This window comes from Cupriavidus sp. HMR-1, from assembly GCF_000319775.1.
Lineage (GTDB): Bacteria > Pseudomonadota > Gammaproteobacteria > Burkholderiales > Burkholderiaceae > Cupriavidus > Cupriavidus metallidurans.
This window is the reverse complement of sequence record NZ_ANKP01000227.1, coordinates 1-17,259: the sequence shown is the minus strand read 5'-3', so window position 1 is coordinate 17,259 and position 17,259 is coordinate 1. Positions and strand designations below refer to the sequence as shown.

Genomic DNA, 17,259 nt, shown 5'->3' with positions numbered 1-17,259 from the left:
GCGCTACGATGACGCAGACCAATTCCTCCCGACAACCGCTGTTGTCGATCCGCGATCTTTCCATCGCGCTACCGGCCGGCGGCGACCGCGCGCACGCGGTCAAGGACATCTCGTATGACCTGCACGCGGGCGAAATCCTCTGCATCGTAGGGGAGTCCGGCTCGGGAAAATCGATGAGCGCCAACGCGATCATGGGCCTGCTGCCGAGCTACCTGAAGCCTGAACGTGGCGAGATCCTGTTCCAGGGGCGCGATCTGCTGAAGCTGGACGAAACCACGCTGCTCGGCATGCGTGGCAAGGACATGGCAATGGTGTTCCAGGAGCCGTTGTCCGCGCTGAATCCCGTGATGACCGTTGGTGACCAGATCGCCGAAGTCATGCGCGTGCACCGCGCTTATCCGGGCGAAGCCTGCCAGCGGCGCGTGATGGAACTGCTCGAGTTCGTCGGGTTGCCCGATCCGGCCACGCTGGTGCATAGCTATCCGTTCCGGCTGTCCGGCGGGCAGCGTCAGCGGGTGGTGATCGCGATGGCGCTGGCACTGGAGCCGACGTTGCTGATCGCGGACGAGCCCACCACGGCGCTGGACGTGACCACGCAGGCGCAGATTCTGGCCCTGATCCGGCGCATCCAGGCAGAGAAAGGCATGGGCGTGATGTTCGTTACCCACGACTTCGGGGTCGTGGCCGAGATCGCCGACCGCGTGGCTGTGATGGAGAAGGGCGTGCTGGTCGAGATCGGCACGGCGCAGCAGGTGCTCAATCACCCGCAGCATCCCTATACCCGGCGGCTGATCAGCGCCGTGCCACATGGCCGCGCGCGCGATGGCGGCCATGCGGACGACCGCACCGTGCTCGACGTGCGAAACCTGCGCAAGACCTACGTTTCCGGTGGCGGGCTGTTCTCGAAGAAGCGTGTGACGCACGCCGTGGATGACGTGTCGTTCAGCGTCAAACGCGGCGAGACGCTCGGTATCGTGGGCGAATCGGGCTCGGGCAAGTCGACCATCGGCAAGTGCCTGCTGCGCCTGACCGGCGTCGACGGTGGCCAGATGCTGTTCGACGGCCAGGACATTGCGCGCCTCTCCGAGCGCCAGTTCCGCCCGATGCGGCGCGACGTGCAGATGATCTTTCAGGACCCGTTTGCGTCGCTCAATCCGCGCCATACGGTTGGCCGCATCATCACCGATGGCCCTGTCGCCACAGGCGTGCCACTGGCCGATGCCCAGGCGCGGGCGCGCGAACTGCTGCAACTGGTTGGACTGGAAGCCTCCGCGTTCGACCGCTATCCGAACCAGTTTTCGGGCGGCCAGCGTCAGCGCATCGGTATCGCCCGGGCCCTGGCGCTGGAGCCGAAGCTGCTGGTAGCCGACGAATCGGTTTCGGCGCTCGATGTCTCCGTGCAGGCGCAGGTGCTGCAACTGCTGGCAGACCTGCAGAAGCGGCTCGATATCGCGCTGATCTTCATCACGCACGACCTGCGCGTGGCTGCGCAGATCTGCCATCAGGTCATCGTCATGCACCGGGGCCGGGTCGTCGAAGCAGGCCCGCCCTCGCAGATTTTTGATGATCCGCAGCATGACTACACCCGTCGCCTGATCGACGCCATTCCGGGCAAGACCTGGGACCCGACGCTGATTCGCGTCGCGGCCTGAGGTCTGCCGCACACAGCACCACGAATTCACTGGAGCCAATCAATGAAGAACGCCGAACTGGTCCGTCGCAAGGATGCCGCTACCCCGCGTGGGGTAGGTGTGATGTGCAATTTCTACGCCGACCGCGCCGAGAACAGCGAAATCTGGGATGTCGAGGGCAAGCGCTATATCGACTTCGCTGCCGGCATCGCCGTGCTCAATACGGGCCATCGCCACCCGCGGCTGTTGGCCGCGCTGCAGGCGCAACTGAATCGCTTCACCCATACGGCGTACCAGATCGTGCCGTACGCCAGCTATGTGGAGCTGGCCGAGAAGATCAACCAGCGCGCGCCGGGGCGCTCGGCTCGCAAGACCGCCTTCTTCACGACCGGCGCGGAAGCCGTAGAGAACGCCGTCAAGATCGCGCGCGCCGCCACCGGCCGGCCCGGTGTTATCGCGTTCTCTGGTGGGTTCCATGGCCGCACGATGATGGGCATGGCGCTGACTGGCAAGGTGGCCCCGTACAAGACCGGCTTCGGGCCGTTCCCCGGCGAGGTCTTCCACGCGCCTTACCCGTCTGCGTTGCATGGCGTGACGGTGGAGGATTCGCGCCGCGCGCTCGAACACCTGTTCAAGGCCGATATCGACCCGCGCCGCGTGGCAGCCATCATCTTCGAACCGGTGCAGGGCGAGGGCGGTTTCAACGTGGCGCCGCCGGAGTTCGTGCGGATGCTGCGCGCCGTGTGCGACGAACACGGCATCCTGCTGGTGGCCGATGAGGTTCAGACCGGTTTCGGCCGCACGGGCAAGCTGTTCGCGATGGAGCACTACGACGTCGCGCCGGACCTGACCACGATGGCCAAGAGCCTGGCCGGCGGGATGCCGCTTTCCGCCGTGTGTGGCCGTGCCGAAATCATGGATGCACCCGCGCCGGGCGGCCTCGGCGGAACCTACGCCGGCAATCCGCTGGCCGTGGCGTCCGCGCTGGCCGTGCTCGACGTGCTCGAGTCCGAGAACCTGATCGCGCGAGGCGCGGCGCTTGGCGAACGACTGACGGCCCGCCTGAACAGCCTCAAGCCGCGCGTGCCGCAAATCGCCGAAGTCCGTGGCATCGGCGCAATGGTGGCCGTGGAGTTCCGTCGCGCCGATGGCAGCCCGGATGCGGAGTTCACCCGCGAAGTGCAGAACCGCGCGCTGGAGAAGGGCCTGTTGCTGCTGTCGTGCGGCGTGTACGGCAACGTGATTCGCTTCCTGTTCCCGCTGACCATCCAGGACGCCGTGATGTACGAGGGCCTCGACATCCTGGCAGACGTACTGACCCGCTGACCCGCCGAACGGAGCCACTGACATGACCCGACCCCAGGCAGTACCGACCGTCCAGGTCGACAACGAACGTGTGGCCGTGACCGAATGGCGCTTCGCCAAGGGCGCCGAAACCGGGCATCACCGCCATGGCTATGACTATGTGGTGGTGCCGATGACCACCGGGCCGCTGCTGCTGCAGACGCCGGAGGGCGAGGTCACGAGCCAGCTCGTGGCCGGGCGCGCCTATTACCGGGCAGCCGGCGTCGAGCACAACGTGATCAACGCCCATGACGGTGAATGCGTGTTCGTCGAAATCGAAATCAAGCGCGGAGACCAGGCATGAGCGCGCCACGCGAACGGAATGGCGGCCAGATTCTGGTCGAACAACTGCGCATCCAGGGCACGAAGCGCGTGTTCCTGGTGCCGGGCGAGAGCTATCTGCCGTGCATCGACGCGCTCTACGACCATCAGGATGCGATCACGCCGATCGTCTGCCGGCAGGAAAGCGGCGCCGGATACATGGCGGAAGCCTACGGCAAGCTGACCGGCGAGCCCGGCGTCTGCTTTGTCACGCGCGGCCCGGGTGCGACCAATGCGAGCATCGCGGTGCATACGGCGTTTCAGGACTCCACACCGATGATCCTGTTCGTCGGTCAGGTTGGTAATGACTTCTACGAGCGCGAGGCATTCCAGGAGATCGACTACCGCCGCATGTTCGGCCAGATGGCCAAGTGGGTGGCCCAGATCGACCGCACCGACCGGATCCCCGAGTTCGTGGCGCGAGCCTACGCGGTGGCCACCAGCGGGCGTCCCGGTCCGGTGGTGCTGGCGCTGCCCGAGGACACGCTCTGGGGCCGCGCCACGGTCGCCGACATGCCACGTTATGAGCGCGTCCACGGCGCCCCGACGCCGGCGGCGCTCGACAAGCTTTCCACCTTGCTGGCGGGCGCGAAGCGGCCGTTCCTGCTGGTCGGGGGCTCGGGCTGGACGCCCACGGCCATGCGGCAGATCGAAGGCTTCGCCGAACGCTTCGGCCTGCCCGTGGGCGTGGCATGGCGGCGTCTGGAATGCTTCGACAACGGACATCCGAACTTCGCCGGCCACGTCGGTTGGGGGATGGGCGATGCGCTGCGCCAGCGGATTCACGAAGCGGATCTGGTGATCGCCGTGGGCACGCGCATGGGCGAGGCCACCACGGAAGGCTACACGCTGGTGGAAAGCCCGCAGCCACGGCAGAAGCTGGTGCACGTGTATCCCGATCCGGACGAACTCGGCCGGGTATTCCGCCCGACGTTGCCGATTGCCGCCGATGTGGTGTCGTTCGCGGCGGCCGTGGCGCAGCTATCTCCGGCGCAGACGGTGTCCCGAGAGGCGATGACGGCGGTGACGGCGGCCAATGCCAACTTCCTTGCGGAGCAGGCGCCCAAGGACGCGCCCGGCACGTTGAACCTGAACCGGGTGGCCTGCCACGTCCGCGACCACGTGCCGGACGATGCCTGCATCACTGTTGGCGCTGGCAACTATGCGTTGTTCGCGCACGCCTATCACCGCTTCCATGGCGTGGGCACGAGCCTCGCGCCGACGGTAGGGTCGATGGGTTACGGCTTGCCGGCCGCAATCTCGGCCAAGCTCGAGGATCCGTCGCGTACCGTGGTCTGCTACGCGGGCGATGGCTGCTTCCAGATGAACCTGCAGGAACTCGGCGTGGCCATGCAGTATCGGCTGGGCATCGTGATCCTGGTTTTCAACAACGGCATGTGGGGTACGATCCGCGCGCATCAGGAACGCGAGTTCCCGGGCCGGACGATTGCGCTCGGCTTCGACAATCCCGAGTTCAGCCAGCTGGTCAGGGCGTATCACGGCCACGGCGAAGTGGTGGATCGTGATGAGGACTTCGCGCCCGCTTTTGCCCGGGCGCTGGAGTTCGCCAATCGCGAGCAACTCCCCGCGCTGATCGAACTGCGCTACGAACCCGATGGCATCGCGCCCGGCGTCACGCTCTCCGGCATTCGTGCCGCAGCGCTGGCGCGGCAATCCGCCTGAGCGACGCAACACCACGACAACCGACGGAACCACCCGTAATTCCCACCATGCGCGCCTTTTTTTCGGATGACCAGTTGCTGCACCAGCCTCGGCAGTTCATGCGCGCAGGCCGGCTGTGCGAGCCGACCGACGTACCGGCCCGCGCCGCCGTGCTCCAGCGGGCGCTCGACGTCCGTGGCATCGAACTCGTCGCACCGCCCGACTACGGCCGCGCGCCGCTGGAAACGGTGCATAGCCCGGCTTACCTCGATTTCCTCGCCAGCGCGTTCGAGCGCTGGATGGCGCTGGCAACGCCAACGCTCGAACCGGGCATCGAGGTGCTGCCGAACCTTTCGCCGTATCACAGCGGCAAGATCGACAAGACGCGGCGTGGCCCGTGCCCATCGGGCAGTGTGATTGCCGAAGCGGGCTACTACCTCGGCGACCTGAGCTGTCCGCTCGGGCCCCATAGCTGGCAGTCGATCCTGCGCTCCGCGCATAGTGCGGTGGCGGCGGCGCGGCATGTGTGCGCGCCGCACGACGGCAATGGCATGGCCTATGCGCTGTGCCGGCCGTCCGGCCACCACGCCCACGCCGACCGCGCAGGCGGGTTCTGCTACGTCAACAACTCGGCGATCGCCGCGCAGACACTGCTGGAGCGCTTCGACAAGGTCGCCGTGCTCGACGTGGACGCCCATCATGGCGACGGCACGCAGCAGATCTTCTACCAGCGTTCCGACGTGATGACGATTTCGCTGCACGCGGACCCCGGCAGCTACTACCCGTTCTACACGGGCTACGCCACCGAACGCGGTCATGGCGCGGGCTACGGCTACAACCTCAATTTCCCGCTGCCACACGGCACCGGCGATGCTGGATTCCTGTCGGCGCTGGACAGCGCGCTCGATGCGCTGCGCGACTACCGTCCGCAGGCGCTGGTGCTGGCGCTCGGCTTCGACACGTACAAGCACGACCCGATCAGCGTGCTGCAGGTGGGACTGGAAGCCTATCGGGGCGTGGGCGAGCGTATCCACGCGCTGGGCGTGCCGACGGTGGTGGTGCAGGAGGGCGGTTACGAAGTGGATGCGATCGGCATCGCGCTGGAAGCATTTCTCGCGGGCTTCGTGCCTGCGATGGCATGAATCAGGAGTACACATGACGACTTTGAACATCGACGGCAAGCGGCTCTGGCAGTCACTGATGGATCTGGCCGCCATCGGCGCGACGCCAAAGGGTGGCAACGCGCGGCTGGCACTGACCGCGCTGGACGGACAGGGGCGCGATCTCGTGACAGGCTGGATGCGCGACGCCGGCCTGACGGTGACCGTTGACCAGGTAGGCAACATCTTTGGCCGCCGCGCGGGCCGCAACAATGACCTGCCGCCTGTCATGACCGGTAGCCACATCGACACGCAGCCCACCGGCGGCAAGTTCGACGGGTGCTTTGGCGTACTGGCGGGCCTGGAGGTGATGCGCACGCTTAACGACCACGGCGTGCAGACGGAGGCGCCGCTTGAGCTTGCCATCTGGACCAACGAGGAAGGCACGCGTTTCGTGCCCGTGATGATGGGCTCGGGCGTGTTCGCTGGCGTATTCCCGCTGGAAGTGGCCCTGAACGCCACGGATACGGCGGGCAAGCGCGTGGCGGACGAACTGGAGGCGATCGGCTATGCCGGCAAGCTGCAGGTTGGCGGGCGACCCGTGGGCGCGTACTTCGAGGCCCACATCGAGCAGGGTCCGATCCTGGAGGCTGCCGACAACGTGATCGGCGTGGTCACAGGTTCGCTGGGGCTGCGCTGGTATGACGTGACCGTGACCGGCATGGAGGCTCACGCAGGCCCCACGCCGATGCCGCTGCGGCGCGATGCGCTCTACGGCGCCACGCACGTGATGCAGGAAGTGATCCGCATCGCCAACGATTTCGCGCCGCATGGGCGCGGTACGGTGGGCGTGGTCAACGTTCACCCCGCCTCGCGCAACGTGATTCCCGGTGCGGTGACGTTCACGGTGGACCTGCGTCACCAGGACGCGGAGCAACTCAAGGTGATGGATGCGCGTTTCCGCGCGGCCTGCGCGGCGCTGGCCGAAGGCAAGACCACGGGCACGGCGCTCGATGTGAAGATCGAGGACGTGCAGTACTTCGCGCCAACGCCGTTCGCGCCGGAGCTGGTTGGCCACGTCCGGGCAGAGGCGCAGGCACGCGGTTTCAGCTATCAGGACATCGTGACGGGCGCGGGTCACGACGCGGTGTATATCGCCGGCGTGGCGCCGACCGCGATGATCTTCGTGCCGTGCAAGGACGGCATCAGCCACAACGAGGTGGAAGACGCCCGGCCCGAGCATCTGGAGGCTGGCGCAAACGTACTGCTTGGCGCCATGGTGGCGCAGGCGGGCAAGGGGCGTGACCAATGAGCGAACTCAAGGATCTCGAATACTGGCGGGGCCGGGCGCGGGCGCTGCCGATTCCGGCACACGCTTATATCGACGGCCAGTGGACCAGCGCAGCCGATGGCGCGACGTTCGACTGCATCAACCCGGCCACCGGCGAACAACTGGCGCGTGTGGCGGCCTGCGGCGCAGCGGACGTCGACCGTGCCGTGGCTGCGGCCCGGCGCGCGTTCGAGGCCGGAGTCTGGTCGGCGATGCCCCGGCGCGAGCGCAAGGCCGTGCTATTGCGTCTGGCGGCCCTGATCGAGACGCACCGGGAAGAGCTGGCGCTGCTGGAAACGCTGGACATGGGCAAGCCGATCGGCGACACCATGCTCTATGACATCCCCGAAGCGGCACGCACCTATGCGTGGTATGCCGAGGCGATCGACAAGGTCTATGACGAGATCGCGCCGACCGATGCGGGGGTGCTGGCCACGATCACGCGCGAGCCGCTTGGTGTGGTGGCGGCCGTGGTGCCGTGGAACTATCCGCTGCTGATGGCGAGCTGGAAGGTGGCGCCAGCGCTGGCCGCGGGCAACAGCGTGGTGCTGAAGCCGGCCGAGCAATCGCCGCTGACCGCGATCCGCCTGGCCGCGCTGGCGGAAGAGGCTGGCGTGCCGCCCGGCGTCTTCAACGTGGTGCCCGGGTTGGGCGCTGAGGCAGGGCAGGCGTTGGGCCGCCATCCCGATGTCGACTGCCTGGCTTTCACGGGCTCCACGGCTACCGGCAAGCGATTTATGGAATATAGCGGCCAGTCGAATCTCAAGCGCGTCTGGCTCGAATGCGGTGGCAAGTCACCGCATATCGTGTTCGACGACTGCCCGGACCTCGACCGCGCCGCGCTGGCCGCCGCCATCGGTATCTTCAACAACCAGGGGGAGATTTGCATCGCGGGCTCGCGGCTCTACGTGCAGCGCGGCATCTACGACACGTTCATGGCGAAGCTGGAGGCGCATGCGGCGGCCATGCAGCCGGGGGATCCGCTCGACCCACGCTCCGCGATGGGCGCGATCGTCGACGGGCGGCAGTTCGACCGCGTGATGTCGTATGTGGAAGCCGGCCAGAGGGAGGGCGCAAGGCTGCGTGCGGGCGGTCAGGCCGCGCGCGCCGAATCCGGGGGCTGGTTCGTCCAGCCGACGATCTTCGAGTGCCCGACGCAGTCGCTGTCGATCGTCAAGGAGGAGATCTTCGGCCCGGTGCTGGCCGTGACCGTGTTCGACACCGAGGTCGAAGCCGTGGCGATGGCCAACGACTCGGCGTACGGGCTAGGCGCGGGGCTGTGGACGTCGGACCTGTCGCGCGCGCATCGTGTCTCGCGCCGGCTGCGTAGCGGGCTGGTCTGGGTCAACTGCTACATGGACGGCGATATCACGGTGCCGTTCGGCGGCGTCAAGCAGTCGGGGTTCGGCCGCGACAAGTCGTTGCACGCGCTGGAGAAGTACCAGGACCTGAAGACGACCTGGATCCGGCTCGAGTAGTTGCTGCGGCCTGTCGGCGCACCGGCGACCTCATCAATCCATCGCCGCGTGCGCCAGGCTGTCGTCTGCGTGCTTCGCGCCGGGGCGGATCATCAGGATCAGCGGCACCACCACCAGCGTGGCGATGAACATCGCCTTGAAGTCGTTCAGATAGGCGATCATCGCCGCCTGCTGGTTGATGGTCTGGTTCAGCACCGCGATGTCGATCCGTGAGCCATGCGTGAGCATCGACTGCAGCGCGGGGTTGTACGGGTTGATATGCGTGACCAGGTCGCTGTGCGCCACCTGCGCGTTGCGGGTCATCATGGTCTGGATCAGCGAGATGCCGATGCTACTGCCGATATTGCGCATCAGGCTGTACGTGGCGGTGCCATCGGCGCGCAGGGACGGCTCCAGTGTGGAGAACGTCAGCGCTGACAGCGGCACGAACACGAGCCCCAGGCCGAAGCCCTGGATGATGCCCGGTACGACGATATCCGACATCGACAGGACCACGGTGTAGCCCATCATCTGCCACAGTGCGAAGGCGGAGATCAGGAAGCCGGAGAGCAGGAGCAGCCGCGCATCCACGCGCCGCAGCAGGCGGCCTGCCAGCATCATCGCGATCATCGTGCCCAGCCCGCTTGGCGCGGTAACCAGCCCGGTGGTGGCCACCGGATAGCCCATCAGGTTCTGCAGCATCGGCGGCAGCAGCGCGCGGGTGGCATACATGACCGCGCCGATCACGAAGATGAAACAGGCCCCGGTGACGAAATTACGGTCCTTGAGCAGCGCGGAACGGAAGAACGACTTTTCGCCGGCCGTGGCCGTATGGATCAGAAAGTAGGCGAAGGCGATCACGCAGATCAGCGCCTCGATCCGGATTTCGAGCGAGCCGAACCAGTCAAGTTGTTCGCCGCGGTCCAGCATGGCCTGCAACGCCCCGATAGCGAGACTCAGCGTGGCGAAGCCGAACGCGTCGAACCTCATGCTGCGCGCCGGCGTGCGGTTCGGTAGCGAGGCCAGCACGCCGAACAACGCGAACAGGCCGATCGGCACGTTGATGAAGAATACCCAGCGCCAGTTATAGCTGTCGGTCAGCCAGCCGCCCAGCGTGGGCCCGAGAATCGGCCCGACCATCACGCCCATGCCCCACACGGCCATGGCCTGCCCCTGGCGCGACGGTGGATTGATATCGAGCAGGATCGACTGGGACAGCGGCACCAGCGCCGCCCCAAAAACCCCTTGCAGCAGCCGCGCGGCCACGATCTGGGTGAGGGAGTCCGCCATCCCGCACAGCGCCGAAGCCACGGTAAATCCGCCGATGGAGATTGCCAGCAGCCGCTTGACGCCGAGCTGGTCGGACAGCCAGCCGGTCAGCGGCGTGGCGATGGCTGCGGCGACGATGTAGGACGTCAGCACCCACGTGATTTCGTCCTGCGAGGCCGAAAGCGTACCCTGCATGTGCGGCAGGGCCACGTTGGCGATGGTGCTGTCGAGCGTCTGGATCAGCGTGGCCAGCATGATCGAAAGGGTGATCATCGGCCGGTTGAGCGGGGCAGCGGCGGGCTGTGCCGAGGCGGAAACCACGGAGGACATTGGGGGAAGGCTGGAAGGGCTGGTGCAGATTAATAAGCGTGCTTATTATAGTCATGGACTGGCGTTTTTGGGCGATCACGCGAGTCACGGACGGCCAGAAAAGCGGATCGAGCGCCCCGACTCCCTATAATCGCGCGATGGAAACAAATCTTGAAAGGCGCTTCGGCTTTCTCGTGGCGGACGTTGGCCGGCTGACCGGCAGGCGATTTGACGAGTTGTCCCGCGCGGCGCTAGACCTGACGCGTGCGCAGTACCGTGCGCTTGCGTGTCTGACGCACTATGGGGAAATCAATCAGGCCTGCCTGGCGGACCTGATGGAAGTGGCGCCGATTTCGGCCGGGCGGTTGCTGGACCGTATGGAGGAGGGTGGCTGGATCGTTCGCCGGCCCAATCCGGCGGACCGCCGCGAGCGCATGGTCAGCGTGACGGAAAAGGCGGAGCAGGCACTGCACGCCGCGCGCGAGGTGGGGGATGTGGTGACATCGGAGGCGCTCAACGGCTTCAACGCAGAAGAGGCGGAGCAGTTCATCGGCTTTCTGCAGCGCGCCCGGTCAAATCTGTCGAAACCGGCCCTGGCCCAGACGCAAGCGCAGGCGCAGGGAAAGTAACCACCACGGTCAGGCCGCCGCCCGGCGTGCTTTCCAGCGCGACGGCGGCGCCATGAATGCGGGCGATCTCCCGCACGATCGACAGCCCCAGGCCGCTGCCATCGCGGCTGGCGCTCGACTCTCCACGATAGAAGCGCTTGAAGATCGACTCGCGCTCGAATGCGGGTACCCCGGGACCGTTGTCCTCCACGGCCAGCCGTTGCCCGTCAACGCGCACCGTGACCATCGAGCCGGCACCCGCATAGCGGATGGCGTTGTCGATCAGATTCCCGAGCAGTTCCTGCAGCAGTTCGGTCTGGCCGTCGATGTCGGCTTGGCCGCGACCCTCGAAACCCAGATCCACCCCCGCGCGCCGGGCCAGCGGCGCCCATTCAAGCGCCACGTTCTGCGCCAGCGTATCCAATCGCAGGCGCCGCAGCGTGGGTGCGTAGCCGCTGTCTGGCTCGAGCCGCGACAGCGACAGCAACTGGGCGACTTCCTTGGCGGCCTGCTGCACGGATCCATGCAGCCGCTCGACGTGCGCGCGCACGCTCGGCAGGTCCTTCTCGCGCAGCGCGAGTTCCGATTCGGCCTGGATGATGGCCAGTGGCGTCTTGAGCTGGTGCGCGGCATCGGCAAAGAAGCGCTTGCGGCCTTCGATCATGCGGTGCAGCCGGGCCACGTACTGGTTCACTGCGGCCACCAGTGGTTTCATTTCGACCGGCAGCGCGGTGTCTTCCAAAGGTTCCAGATCGTCGGGGCCGCGTGCGGACATGGCGTCGGACAGCCGTTGCAGCGGCAGCAGGCCCCGTCGCACGCCAAGCCAGACGATGCCCAGCGCCAGGCTGATCAGCATCAGTTCCTGCAGCAGCGAGCCGATCAGGATGTCGCTGGCAAGCTGCTCGCGCGGCTCGGTCGATTCAGCCAGCAGCACCCAGACCATTTGCGTGCGGGCCGAGCGGACGTCGTGCAGCGGCAATGGCATGGCCGCCATGCGGACGGGCACGCCAAGGTACACGGCGTCGTAGAACTGGGTGCGATAGAGCGAATTCACCGGTCCTTCCGGCATCGGCAGCCCTTCATAGCCGGTGATCGTGGTGCCACGCTCGTCGCGGATCTGGTAGTAGACGCGCGAGCCATCCTCGGCATCGAAGACTTCCAGGGCCAGATTGGGGATTTCCACTTCGACGCGCCCGTCGCGCAGCGAAATCCCTTCGCGCATGGACTTGAGCGACGCGGCCAGCGTGCGGTCGAATGCCTGGTGGGCCGCGGACATCGCGCGCCGATCGGTCAGCCAGGCGTCGAACGCCAGCAGCCCCAGCAGCGGTATCAGCAGCCAGAGCGTGATCTGCAGCCTCAGGCTGCCTGTTTTCATTGGTGCGCGTCCGTCGTGGCGGTGTCGCGTGATTCCAGTAGATAACCGAGCCCGCGCAGCGTGACGATGCTTACGCCGCTGCCTTCCAGCTTCTTGCGCAGGCGGTAGACGTAGATTTCGATGGCGTCGGCATTGACCGACTCATCGATGCCGAAGATCTTCTCCGACAGCGCGGCCTTGTTGACGGCACGGCCATCGCGCATCAGCAGCACTTCCAGCACGGCGCGTTCACGTCCTGTGAGTTGCAGCAGTTCACCGTTGAGCGTGAAGGCGCGGCTCACGCTGTCATAGCGCAGCGGGCCGCATTCGAGCGCGGTGCGATCATGGCCGTGGCTGCGACGGATCAGCGCGCGCGCCCGGGCTTCCAGTTCGTTCAGCGCGAACGGCTTGGCCAGGTAGTCGTCGGCACCCAGGTCCAGCCCGCGCACGCGGTCTTCCACCGAGCCATGCGCGGTCAGGATCAGCACAGGTACCGGGTTGCGCCGCTGACGCAGCCGACGCAGCACTTCCAGGCCGTCCAGGCGGGGCATGCCGATGTCGAGGATGGCCAGGGCGTAGTCCTGCGTGGTCAGCAGATGGTCGGCGCTGGCGCCGTCATGCATGCAGTCGACGGCAAAGCCACTCTGGCTCAGGGAATCCACCAGTGATTCGGCCAGTTTGAGATTGTCTTCGGCAAGCAGGATACGCATGGGAGGGATACAGCGGGCAGGTCTAAGTCTTGTCTCGGGCGAACCAGTGTCGCGCGACGAGTGATACCTGCATTGGGTCCGGTATGCCTAGTTAGGGAAATCCCGATCGTGGTGCATAACCCACGCCTCAGATACCCACGAATCGAAAGCGAACTGAAAGTGAGGCCCAAATACCATCCGTGCCGTTCCACAACTACAAGCAGACAAAAGGAGACTTGTATGAAACGGAAGGCATTGGCCCTGGCTACGTTGGGTTGCGTGGCATCGGGTGGCGCAGCAGCTCAGTCGAGCGTGACCCTGTACGGTCTGGTCGATTCGGGTATCGAGTACGTGAGCCACGCAGGGCCAACCGGCAGCTCGGTGGTCAAGATGACGTCGGGCGGCAAGAACACGTCGCGTTGGGGTCTGCGCGGCACTGAAGACCTTGGCGGCGGGCTGAAGGCAATCTTCACGCTGGAATCCGGCATTGCCCTCGACACCGGCAAGCTCGACACGGACAACACGCTGTTCGATCGTCGCGCCTGGGTGGGCCTGCAGGACAAGACGCTGGGCAGCATCCGCATGGGCCGTGATTTCACCACGACCTATGACTTCATGCTCCCGTTCGACCCGATGGGTTACGCGCCGAACTATTCGTGGGCCACGTCGGCCACCGCCACGGGCGGCCGCAAGGACGGCATGTTCTCCCGCTCCACGAACGTGCTGCGCTACGACGGCAAGTTCGGTCCGGTCAAGGTGGGCGGCACGATGGCCATGGGCGAAGTGCCTGGCAGCTTCAAGAGCTCGTCCAAGTACGACCTGGGCGTGGGCTATGAAGCCGGCAAGTTTGCCGCGGCCCTGACCTGGGATCGCCAGAACGGCGCGGGCACCAGCACCACGCCGGCTGATAGCGTCGACTACATCCAGGGCATCCACGCCGGCGCCAGCTACGACTTCGGTTCGCTGTCCGTCTACGCGGGCTACCGGAACTACCGCAAGACGTTCACGACGTCGGCCGCCAAGCAGCTCAGCGACATGTACTGGCTGGGCGCCGCGTACGACTTCACGCCGGCCTTCACGCTGTACGGCGCGATCTACAAGCAGAACATCAAGGGCGACACCGACGCAGATCCGATCCTGTTCTCGCTGCGTGCCCAGTACAATCTTTCCAAACGCACCATGGCCTATCTGTCCGCCGGCTATGCCAAGGCGCGCAATGGTCAGAACGTGAGTGTCTCGCGTGACAATATTGGCTATGCCAATAACCAGGTCGGCGTGACGGCGGGTCTGCAGCACCGCTTCTGATCTCGCTTTCTGATCGTTGTTTTCGACCGTCGTGGTGGACGGTCGCCCGGCGGTGCGAGGGGCTCGCGCCGCCGGTTTTTGCGTTTTTTTGCGTTTTCTTTGCGTTTGCGGCCCAGCCGAATTCCTTTTCAGCCCAGCAGGCCATGCCGTTCGTGCCATTCCCGCAGAGACTCGGCCGGCCATGTGCGGGCGTGCCGGTGTCCCTTGCCGCGTGGCACGTCGACCCAGGGGGCTGCGTAATCGAGCGCTGCCTCGATGACTTCGGGGGGCTTTGGTAGCGGCGTGTCGATGGCGCTCGCGTTCGGGTGCACCAGTTCCGGCCAGCGCGGATCCCACAGCCATAGCGGGCTGCCGCATTTCAAGCAGAAATGCCGGAACGCCTTCGATCGCACCGGCCGCTTGCCGGGCTCGCGTATTACCGCGTGAAACCGTCCCACATGCGTCTTGCCGCGCACGCGCAGCGTGCTGGCATCGCCCCCGAGATTGATCCCGTATCCGCCACCACCGCCGGTCTTGCGGCAGATCGAACAATGGCAATGCATAAACGGGTAGGGCGAATCCGATTCCAGGCTGAACCGCACGGCGCCGCACTGGCATGAGCCTTCGAGATGCATGTAGCCTCCGGGGATAGGGTGTCGATGCGATCCAGTGTGGGTGAGGCGATGCGGGGATTCAAGGCGGAACGACCGCCCTTCGGGTCACGTTCAAGGCTCGCCCTCTATCCAGAGAGGCATTGTCAGTGGATGCCGGCGTGAATATGATGGGGCGTTCATCGCCACGAAGCGAATGCAACGACGCGGCTCCAGTGGTGCGCCGACCGGGCGACTATTTCTCCCACTGAAATGATCAGACCTGGCCGATTGACCTGACACGGAAGACGGCAACCATGGAATTGTTACTCCAGGCAGTGCTATTCCTCGCATCGGCCCTCGTGGTGGTGCCACTCTCCATCAGGCTCGGGTTCGGTTCCGTCCTCGGCTATCTGGTCGCCGGGATGCTCATCGGTCCCTCCGCGCTCGGGTTCGTCACGGATGTCAATGCCGTGCTGCATATCGCCGAACTCGGCATCATGCTGATGATGTTCATCATCGGCATCGAGATGGACGTTCGAAAACTCTGGAACCTGCGGCGATCGATCTTTGGTCATGGCGGTGCCCAGGTCCTGCTTTGCGCGGTACTGCTGGCTCTCGCTTTCATCGCCTTCGGGGTGAACTGGCGCGTCGGGGTTGCCGCCGGCTTCGCGCTGTCCCTGTCGTCGACGGCGATGGTGATCGCGATTCTGGAGCAGCGCGGGCTGATGCAGGCGCCGATTGGCCGGGCGAGCTTTGGCATCCTGTTGTTCCAGGACATGGCCGCCATCCCGATGATTGCGCTGTTGCCGCTGCTTTCCCCCGCACCGGCCACGACCAACACGATCGCGGGGTGGATCGTCGCGCTCGAGGCGCTGGGCATGCTGGCTGCCGTGGTGTTTGGCGGAGCCATTCTGCTGCGGTATCTGTTGCCGATCATCCGACGCAGCGGCACGCGGGACATGGTGACCGTATTCGCGCTGCTCTGGGTGATCGGCATCGCGTTGCTGATGCAAAGCGTGCATCTGTCGATGTCCCTGGGCGCGTTCGTGGCGGGGGTGTTGCTGGCGGGCTCCGACTGCCGTGAGGAAATCGAGGCGGACATCAGCCCTATCAAGGGCGTATTGCTCGGCCTTTTCTTCATGGCCGTGGGTATGTCGATCAAGTTCGATGTCCTGGCAAGCAAGCCGTTCCTCGTTGCCGTACTGCTCTTGGTGCTGCTGGTCGCCAAGATATCAGGCCTGCTTTTCCTCGCAAGGCAGATTCAGTTGCCGCGTGGGGACCGGGTCTACTTTGCGGTGCTTCTTTCACAGGGTGGTGAGTTCGCGTTCGTCGTGATGGCAGTGGCCGAGGCGGCACGCCTGTTGAATGGCGAGCAGGCGTCCATCGTGACCGCCGTGGTGGCGCTATCCATGGCCGCTACGCCGCTGTTGCTGATGGCGTTGCGCAAGAAGGAAACGGCGAGGGACGTGGAGCGTCCGCTGCCGGCCGCCAATCGCCATGCCGACGCGCCAGATGCCGACCTGCATTGACACTGGCTGAACGCGGGATTTCCGCACGATGACGGTACGACGACGCTCAGATCTGGCTCAGATCAGCCGCGCCCCCGGCCAGGCCCCCGACATCACGATATTCCGGACCGAAAGGCGCACCGTCTGCATGATGTCCCAGAGTTCCGGCACAGGTGGCCGGTTCCGTGCCGTGGCCAGCGCTACTTGGCGGGTGACCACCGGATCGACCAGCCGCGCGGAATGCAGGCGGCCTTGCGCGACGCGGTCCGCCACTGCGGCGAATGGCAACAGCGTCGCGCCACAACCGTCTTCGACAAGCCGCATCGACACCGTGTTCGACGCATCGCATTCCAGCGCCATGTTCAGCGTGGTGCCGACCCGTGCGGCCAGCGATTCGGCCAGCACGCGCAGGCCGTGCCCGGTGCTGGGCAGGATCATCGGCACTTCGCCCAGGCGGCGGGCCTGGAACGTCGGCCCGAGATGGCTCCACGACGTGGGCGTGACCAGTGTCAGGTCTTCTTCGAGCAGGATGTCGACCTTGAGCGCGCCTTGCTGCTCAGGCAGGTAGAGCAGGGCGACGTCGATCTCTCCGGCGGCCAGCCACGCCAGGATCGGGCTGGCCAGCCCTTCCACGAAACGCAGCTTTGTTGCCGGAAAGCGTGTCTTCAGTGCGGTGCCGATGGCCGCGAAGGCGGTGTTGGCGATGGTTGGCTGAGCTGCGATCACGAGCTGTGCCGGACCCTGGGCGGTCGAGGCGCGCACGGCGGCGCGCGCCTCGGTCAGCGTGGCGGCCACCTGCC

Annotated in this window: 15 protein-coding genes; 10 read left to right on the top strand and 5 right to left on the bottom strand. The window is 65.7% G+C overall.

What is annotated here, in order from left to right:
* The first annotated feature begins 8 nt into the window (after window positions 1–8).
* The 7 genes from D769_RS22060 to D769_RS22030 are packed head-to-tail and all read left to right on the top strand — an operon-like array spanning window position 9 to window position 8,866.
* Window positions 9–1,652 carry an ABC transporter ATP-binding protein gene (locus D769_RS22060; RefSeq protein WP_008649612.1) on the top strand — a complete coding sequence of 548 codons (1,644 nt, stop codon included), beginning with the start codon at window positions 9–11 and terminating at the stop codon, window positions 1,650–1,652.
* A gap of 42 nt (window positions 1,653–1,694) precedes the next feature.
* Window positions 1,695–2,957 (top strand): 4-aminobutyrate--2-oxoglutarate transaminase, encoded by a 1,263-nt coding sequence (gene gabT, locus D769_RS22055; protein ID WP_008649610.1) that lies wholly within the window; start codon window positions 1,695–1,697, stop codon window positions 2,955–2,957.
* A gap of 22 nt (window positions 2,958–2,979) precedes the next feature.
* Window positions 2,980–3,279 carry a cupin domain-containing protein gene (locus D769_RS22050; protein ID WP_008649608.1) on the top strand — a complete coding sequence of 100 codons (300 nt, stop codon included), beginning with the start codon at window positions 2,980–2,982 and terminating at the stop codon, window positions 3,277–3,279.
* Entirely contained in the window at window positions 3,276–4,979 is a 1,704-nt protein-coding gene (locus D769_RS22045; protein WP_008649607.1) for a thiamine pyrophosphate-binding protein, read from the top strand. Before D769_RS22050 ends, D769_RS22045 begins: the two co-directional genes overlap by 4 nt.
* 47 nt (window positions 4,980–5,026) lie before the next feature.
* Complete coding sequence (locus tag D769_RS22040) at window positions 5,027–6,100, top strand: histone deacetylase family protein (protein ID WP_008649606.1); 1,074 nt, start codon at window positions 5,027–5,029, stop codon at window positions 6,098–6,100.
* Between the two features lie 13 nt (window positions 6,101–6,113).
* A complete protein-coding gene (locus D769_RS22035; protein WP_008649605.1) occupies window positions 6,114–7,370 on the top strand; it encodes a Zn-dependent hydrolase in 1,257 nt (418 codons plus the stop codon).
* Window positions 7,367–8,866, top strand: coding sequence for an aldehyde dehydrogenase (locus tag D769_RS22030; protein WP_008649604.1), 1,500 nt, complete (start codon window positions 7,367–7,369; stop codon window positions 8,864–8,866). Before D769_RS22035 ends, D769_RS22030 begins: the two co-directional genes overlap by 4 nt.
* Before the next feature lie 33 nt (window positions 8,867–8,899).
* On the opposite strand, the gene D769_RS22025 is transcribed toward D769_RS22030, so the two are convergent.
* Window positions 8,900–10,444, bottom strand: coding sequence for a DHA2 family efflux MFS transporter permease subunit (locus tag D769_RS22025; RefSeq protein ID WP_008649602.1), 1,545 nt, complete (start codon window positions 10,442–10,444; stop codon window positions 8,900–8,902).
* Between the two features lie 137 nt (window positions 10,445–10,581).
* On the opposite strand from D769_RS22025, the gene D769_RS22020 reads away from it, so the two are divergent.
* Entirely contained in the window at window positions 10,582–11,052 is a 471-nt protein-coding gene (locus tag D769_RS22020) for a MarR family transcriptional regulator (protein WP_008649600.1), read from the top strand.
* On the opposite strand, the gene D769_RS22015 is transcribed toward D769_RS22020, so the two are convergent.
* Both D769_RS22015 and D769_RS22010 read right to left on the bottom strand, forming a co-directional pair.
* The gene (locus tag D769_RS22015; protein ID WP_008649599.1) at window positions 10,970–12,406 is read right to left on the bottom strand and encodes a sensor histidine kinase; all 1,437 of its coding nucleotides are present in this window, start codon (window positions 12,404–12,406) and stop codon (window positions 10,970–10,972) included. The genes D769_RS22020 and D769_RS22015 overlap by 83 nt on opposite strands.
* Window positions 12,403–13,095, bottom strand: coding sequence for a response regulator (locus D769_RS22010; RefSeq protein WP_008649597.1), 693 nt, complete (start codon window positions 13,093–13,095; stop codon window positions 12,403–12,405). Before D769_RS22010 ends, D769_RS22015 begins: the two co-directional genes overlap by 4 nt.
* A gap of 219 nt (window positions 13,096–13,314) precedes the next feature.
* Between D769_RS22010 and D769_RS22005 the strand changes: the two genes are divergently transcribed.
* A complete protein-coding gene (locus D769_RS22005; RefSeq protein WP_008649596.1) occupies window positions 13,315–14,379 on the top strand; it encodes a porin in 1,065 nt (354 codons plus the stop codon).
* Window positions 14,380–14,507: 128 nt separating this feature from the next.
* Here the strand turns inward: D769_RS22005 and D769_RS22000 are convergent, their stop codons facing one another.
* Entirely contained in the window at window positions 14,508–14,993 is a 486-nt protein-coding gene (locus D769_RS22000) for a GFA family protein (protein ID WP_008649594.1), read from the bottom strand.
* A gap of 272 nt (window positions 14,994–15,265) precedes the next feature.
* Between D769_RS22000 and D769_RS21995 the strand changes: the two genes are divergently transcribed.
* Window positions 15,266–16,480: a monovalent cation:proton antiporter-2 (CPA2) family protein gene (locus D769_RS21995; RefSeq protein ID WP_008649593.1), complete on the top strand. Its 1,215-nt coding sequence runs from the start codon at window positions 15,266–15,268 to the stop codon at window positions 16,478–16,480.
* A 57-nt stretch (window positions 16,481–16,537) separates the two neighbouring features.
* Here D769_RS21995 and D769_RS21990 read toward each other — a convergent pair.
* The coding region (locus tag D769_RS21990; protein WP_008649591.1) for a LysR substrate-binding domain-containing protein at window positions 16,538–17,259 on the bottom strand (722 nt) is incomplete at its 5' end.